The 6118-nt window shown below is 45.4% G+C and carries 6 protein-coding genes and 1 pseudogene; 2 read left to right on the top strand and 5 right to left on the bottom strand.

The window, feature by feature from the left end; genetic code table 11:
- On the bottom strand, window positions 1-617 hold a 617-nt coding region (gene psrA / locus B7C60_RS14490), incomplete at its 3' end, for a TetR family transcriptional repressor PsrA (protein ID WP_172953262.1).
- A gap of 414 nt (window positions 618-1031) precedes the next feature.
- On the opposite strand from psrA, the gene B7C60_RS14485 reads away from it, so the two are divergent.
- Together B7C60_RS14485 and B7C60_RS14480 are read left to right on the top strand one after the other, a co-directional pair.
- Window positions 1032-1925, top strand: a complete 894-nt coding sequence (locus tag B7C60_RS14485; protein WP_099612271.1) for a pyridoxal-phosphate dependent enzyme — start codon at window positions 1032-1034, stop codon at window positions 1923-1925.
- Window positions 1926-1946: 21 nt separating this feature from the next.
- Window positions 1947-2222 carry a DUF1496 domain-containing protein gene (locus B7C60_RS14480; RefSeq protein WP_099612270.1) on the top strand — a complete coding sequence of 92 codons (276 nt, stop codon included), beginning with the start codon at window positions 1947-1949 and terminating at the stop codon, window positions 2220-2222.
- A 9-nt stretch (window positions 2223-2231) separates the two neighbouring features.
- On the opposite strand, the gene B7C60_RS14475 is transcribed toward B7C60_RS14480, so the two are convergent.
- From B7C60_RS14475 to B7C60_RS19515, 4 genes and pseudogenes are all read right to left on the bottom strand, one after another.
- A complete protein-coding gene (locus tag B7C60_RS14475; RefSeq protein ID WP_099612269.1) occupies window positions 2232-3680 on the bottom strand; it encodes an NAD-dependent succinate-semialdehyde dehydrogenase in 1449 nt (482 codons plus the stop codon).
- Between the two features lie 113 nt (window positions 3681-3793).
- Window positions 3794-5005 carry an organoarsenical effux MFS transporter ArsJ gene (gene arsJ / locus B7C60_RS14470; protein WP_099612268.1) on the bottom strand — a complete coding sequence of 404 codons (1212 nt, stop codon included), beginning with the start codon at window positions 5003-5005 and terminating at the stop codon, window positions 3794-3796.
- A 50-nt stretch (window positions 5006-5055) separates the two neighbouring features.
- Complete coding sequence (locus B7C60_RS14465; protein ID WP_099612267.1) at window positions 5056-5550, bottom strand: cyclin-dependent kinase inhibitor 3 family protein; 495 nt, start codon at window positions 5548-5550, stop codon at window positions 5056-5058.
- A gap of 11 nt (window positions 5551-5561) precedes the next feature.
- Window positions 5562-6118, bottom strand: a pseudogene (locus tag B7C60_RS19515) (ArsJ-associated glyceraldehyde-3-phosphate dehydrogenase); the annotation flags it as partial.

Genomic DNA, 6118 nt, shown 5'->3' with positions numbered 1-6118 from the left:
GCCACACCGGCAGCCAAGTAAGGAATAATTTGATCAATCATTAAATTAGCATCCACTTTAGCTCCGAAGGCGTTTTCAGCAATCTCAGCTAATGCTTGGCTAGAAGCCATGGTGAAGACGCACGTCCCGAGAGTGAAATGTAGCCGCCAGAATAAAGCTTCCCGAGTCAACCCAGGGTTCGCTCTCATGACTGACTGAGTAAATAGATCAAGTACTTCATCGTATCGTGTAGTGATAAACCAACGTAAATGGCCTTGAACATCGGTATAACCACGACCAATCAACAGCATAAACCGGCTAGTTCCATTCGGTCGTACCTGATTCAATGCTTTTAATGGCCCCCGCAACGCTTCAAAAACCGCTTCCATGGTATAATCATCACTGGCATTAAGTTCGATCAATGAGACTCTCACCGCTGGCATAAATGCTTCAAGATAACGGTTTAATACCGCACGAACGAGGGTCTTTTTTCCACCGAAATGATAATTGACAGAGGCTAAGTTCACATTCGCTTTACTAGTAATGGTACGAAGAGAGGTATCATTAAAACCATGCTCGGCAAATAACCCTTCTGCAACATCAAGTATTTTTTCTTTGGTACTGCTCTTCGAAACCATTTCAATCACCCGTATCAAACGCTTGTTTGAAATATACCCATGAAACAGAAGATTAACAAGCGATTAACATCACAGTTTTTAGCCATGGTCAGACCAGCTCGATTTATGCAGACTTAACCGCCTGAAAACCTATCGGTTTACAGTGATCCTAAAAAATTTGATTAATTTTTCTCTTTTTAAGGAACTCTTTTGCTTTCGCCCAGTCTGATTGATTGTAGTTGGCAGAGTATTAAGAGTTTTACGGCCGTCGAACTTTCTTCTTTACTGACAACCACAATGCTGCTTTTTCTTATTTAACTCCTATATTTTATCCGCCCAGTTCGACTTTGTTCTGGGCTTTTTTTCGTACTAAATATCGCTTGCACCAAAGAAAGGGTATACTTCGCCGTTTCCATATTTCACCTAGTGAGCTCAATGAAATTAACTCAAAGCCCGATCACAGAACATCGTTTTCAAGGCCACGCTTTTTATCTCAAACGTGATGATCAACTTCATCCACAATTTTGTGGTAATAAAGCACGAAAATTTCTTTCTTTGTTGCAAATGGAGCGGCCAGAAATCAACACATTGATCAGCTATGGCTCAGTGCAAGCCAACTCGCTTTACTCTTTAGCTGGTTTAGCCGCGATTCGTGGTTGGCAACTCGAATACTATGTTCACCATATTCCTGACTGGCTCAAGCAATACCCTATCGGTAACTACCGCGCCGCATTAGAACTCGGGGCAAATGTGATAGAGACAAAGGCTTTGTCTCCTAATCATCCGCATCAATACATTCTACAAATACGCAAACCCGATGAGCAGTGTTTATTCATTGAAGAAGGTGGACGCACGCCTCTTGCCGAATATGGCATAAAGCAACTGGCTCATGAATTGCTAACATGGATTCAGCAGCAACCCAAACAACGCTGGGCTGTGGCATTACCTTCCGGTACAGGTACCACGGCGCTCTATTTACATAAGGCGTTAAGCAGGCACGAGATTGAGGTGATCACTTGTCCATGTGTGGGTGGACAAACGTATCTTGAGCAGCAATGGCAACAACTTGGAGAAAGCGATTATCCTACGATTCTATCACCTGAGCGAAAACACCATTTTGGACGTCTTTATTACCACGATTATCAAATTTGGCAGCAGCTACATCAGCAAACTCATGTCGAATTTGAGCTTTTATATGATCCTTTGATGTGGCGCTGCTTAATGGATTGGTTACCGCTGCATAATGATCTATCGTTAATCTACCTTCATCAAGGTGGATTATTAGGGAATGAAAGTATGCTCCCTCGCTATCAGCGACAATGGGGCTGAGATAAAAGAGGAGTGTTTATTATGCTAAAGAAAATATCACTGATCATCACCTTACTGGTAAGCCAGACGTTACAAGCCGAACCAAATCAAACAGACACCAAAACCGTGCTACTTGAGCACAATAACTTCCAACGCGTCTGTTACTATCAAGATAAGGCTTATTCTGAAGGCGCGATTTTACCCATTGGACAAACGGTACTGATTTGTCAGCGAGCGAATAAGTTTGAAACTAATGGCTCATTGAAATGGCACCCCATCAATGAGCCAACCCATCCCACAGAACAACGAGTACCCTAGGAGGTTATATTACAGTCCCCCCATTAAGGTATATTTCACCTCTTGGTACTCTTCTAATCCTTGTTTCGCGCCTTCTCGTCCTAAACCGGATTCTTTCACCCCCCCAAAAGGAGCCACGGTGGTCGAAATGAGCCCTTCATTGATGCCAACAATGCCACTTTCTAATTGCTCACTCATCCGCCACGCCCGAGCGTGTGATTGAGTATAGCAATAGGCCGCTAAACCAAAATGGCTACGATTGGCCCGTTCAATCACTTCGTCTTCACTCGTAAAGCGGAATAGTGCAGCAAGTGGGCCAAACGTTTCTTCATGAGCCACCAGCATATCATCACTCATTTCAGTTAAAACATGAGGAATAAATAAGCGACTTCCCACTTCAGGTAAGGTGCCAAAAGCCACTTTAGCGCCTTTTTCAAGGGCATCCTCAATGTGACTACGGACTTTATTGACCGCAGCGTCATTGATTAGTGGTCCGATTTGAGTCCCGGTGACTAATCCATCACCGACTGTGAGTTTACGCACTCGATCAACCAACTTGGCAGTAAATTGCTCATAGATACTATCATGCACATAAATACGGTTGGCACACACACAGGTTTGTCCCGCATTGCGGAATTTCGCAATCATGGCTCCCTCAACCGCAGCATTTATATTGGCATCATCAAAGACAATAAAAGGGGCGTTGCCACCCAACTCCAAAGAGAGTTTTTTTACATTGGAAGCCGATTGTGCCATCAAAATTTTGCCAACCCGAGTTGAGCCCGTAAATGAGAGCTTGCGAATAAGAGGACTTTCGGTCAAAAGTTGTCCAATCATGACGGCATCACCGGTGACCACTTGCAATAATCCATCAGGTAATCCAGCTCGTTTTGCTAACACCGCTAATGCTAGGGCGGTAAATGGCGTCTCTGGCGCAGGCTTTAACACAACAGCACATCCAGCGGCAAAAGCGGGAGCGCATTTGCGTGTTACCATCGCCGCGGGAAAATTCCACGGAGTGATCGCCGCAACCACGCCAATCGGTTCACGAGAGACTAAGATACGTGCATCTGCTTTGTGCGTTGGCACTATCTCACCATACGAACGCTTCGCCTCTTCAGCATACCATTCGACAAAACTCGCCGCGTAGGTGATTTCTCCTTTCGCCTCTTGGAGCGCTTTACCTTGCTCATGGGTCATTAACAGGGCGAGATCATCGGCATGTTGTTCAATCAAGTTAAACCATTGGCGCAAAACTGCAGCCCGAGTTGCAGCGGTTTGCTTGGCCCACTGACGCTGCGCCCGTGTTGCAGAAGTAATTGCCTCCGCCACTTGCGGTTCGGTCAACGCTGGTACAGTTCCCAGTAGCGAATTATCATAAGGATTAGTAATTGAGGTCGTTTTCCCATCGCGGCTCGCGACCCATTGTCCATCAATAAAACATGCTTGCTGAAATAGGTTGGGATCGGATAAGTGCATAACTTCTCCTCCGTTATGAGTAAATAGAGTAATGAGCAGCTAGCATATACCTTTATCATTAAGATGCTAGGGTCTGTTTGGCAGGGTTGCTATTTTTTCGGTTTTTAGCTTTATCAAGCAGATCTCGCTTTCGGTAACCAAAATGAGATCAATGTCGTAAGTAGTAAGAAGACAAAGGAAACCCATAAGCAAGCGGCAAATCCCGATACTTGAAATACCCAGCCGGAAAGAATCGTCCCGATTAACCGCCCCATCGCATTCGCCATGTAATAGAACCCAACATCCAAAGAAACCCCCTCTCCTTTAGCGTAACTGACAATTAAATAAGAATGCAGTGAAGAGTTAACCGCAAAAATAGCACCAAAGATCAAAAGCCCAAAAACAATCACCAGTTCAGGTTGCCATTGCATTTGAATGCTATAAGCAATCGCACCGGTCACTAAAGCCAGTACCGCCGCCCAGCCAATAGCTGCTTTTCCGTCTGGTATCTGGCCGGTCGCTTTCCCGGTGATCCGAGGTGCCAATCCTTGCACGATACCGTAACCAATCACCCATAAAGCAAGAAAGCCCCCCACGGTACTGTGTCCCCAGCCAAACACCGAACCTAGATAAATCGGCAAGGCAATCACAAACCAAACATCCCGCGCGCCAAACAAAAACATTCGAGCGGCGGAGAGAATATTCACACTGGCGGATTTAGAAAAAATTTCAGAAAACTTAGGTTTGGTTTTCGCTTTCCCCATCTCAGCTTGCAGCATCAATAAGCTGCCAACAAAAACGGCGCTCAGAACTAAAGCCATCGCCAAGACCGCATATTGAAAGCCAATACTAGTTAACAACGCTCCGCCTAAGAAAAAACCAGCCCCTTTTAACGCATTTTTTGAACCGGTTAAAATAGCAATCCATTGATATAACGCCCCTTGTGCATTATTTGGCACTAACGTTTTAATGGCGCTTTTGGCACTCATTTTATTGAGATCTTTTGCAATACCAGACAATGCCTGTGCCGCCATCACCCAAGGAACCGTTAACCACACGGATGGAACCGCTAACATTAAAAGAGCCATAATCTGCATACCAAGGCCGATATTCATCGTACGATTCAACCCTAAGCGTGCCCCAAGCCAACCTCCAATCAAATTTGTCACCACACCAAAAAACTCATAAAACAAAAAGAGAGAGGCAATGGCGAAGGTTGAATAACCCAAATCGTAAAAGTACAACACGACCAACATCCGCAGTGCACCATCAGTAATCGTGAAGTTCCAGTAGTTAAAAGTCACCAACATATACTGACGTATTGAAGAATTAAATTGAGACAACATGGTGAATTCTCGCTGACAAAAGAGTGGCTCACGCCACTCTTATTAAAGGGTTATTTTTTGGCAATCCGTTCAATATAATTAACTTGCACTGCTTTAGTAAATGCTCCCGGGCGCAACGCCTGAACTTGGGGGATAATACGCGCCAGCGGCCAGCCTTTTTCCAGCAATAAGTGCGCCGCTAATAATCCGGTGCGCCCCGAACCACCAAGACAGTGCAAAGCGACTTTTTCACCATTCTCTATCGCACGATGTAAAGCCGGGCTGATTTGTGCCCACTGATGAGCAAATACAACATCAGGCGCACAATCATCTTCAATCGGGGCGTGAAACCAGTCCATATGAGCCTCTTGTACTCGTTGCGCTAATTCGCTCACCCCCTGTTGCTCCATCTCCTGCTCATTAATGGCCGTCACCACCGTGGTTACACCTACCGCTTTTAGCTGCATAATACTGTCGGCTAACGAGGTGCCTTTCGTACCGGGGCAAGGCGTTAAAATCAACCCGGCCCCGTTGTCTAACGGCAATTCCCATATTGGATGTGTCATCATTTGCTTCCTTATGCTAAAGCTACTTTACGGACTAACTCAGCCGTACGAGTGGCATAGCCCATTTCGTTATCGTACCAAGCATAGATTTTCACCATCCGTTTACCGACCACCATGGTTGAAAGTGCATCAACGATGGTTGAACGCGGATCCCCTTTATAATCAATCGAAACCAGTGGCCGTGTTTCAAAGCCAAGAATGCCCTTCAGCTCATTGTCTGACGCTTCTTTTAACAGAGCATTGACCTCTTCTGCGCTAGTATCACGTTTCACATCAAAAATAATGTCGGTTAAAGACGCGTTCGCTAGCGGGACTCGCACCGCGTGGCCGTTAATTCTCCCTGCCAAATCAGGGAAAATTTCGACGATTGCTGTTGCCGAACCGGTTGTCGTTGGAATCAAGCTCATCCCGCAAGCACGAGCGCGACGAAGATCTTTATGCGGAGCATCCAAAATGGTTTGAGTATTGGTTAAATCGTGAATCGTGGTAAAAGAAGCGTGTTCAATGCCGAGTTTTTCATGAATCACTTTAACAATCGGAGCAATGCAGTTGGTGGTACAAGAAGCGG

The organism is Vibrio fujianensis, from assembly GCF_002749895.1.
Taxonomy (GTDB): domain Bacteria; phylum Pseudomonadota; class Gammaproteobacteria; order Enterobacterales; family Vibrionaceae; genus Vibrio; species Vibrio fujianensis.
This window is presented reverse-complemented; position numbering and strand designations above follow the sequence as displayed.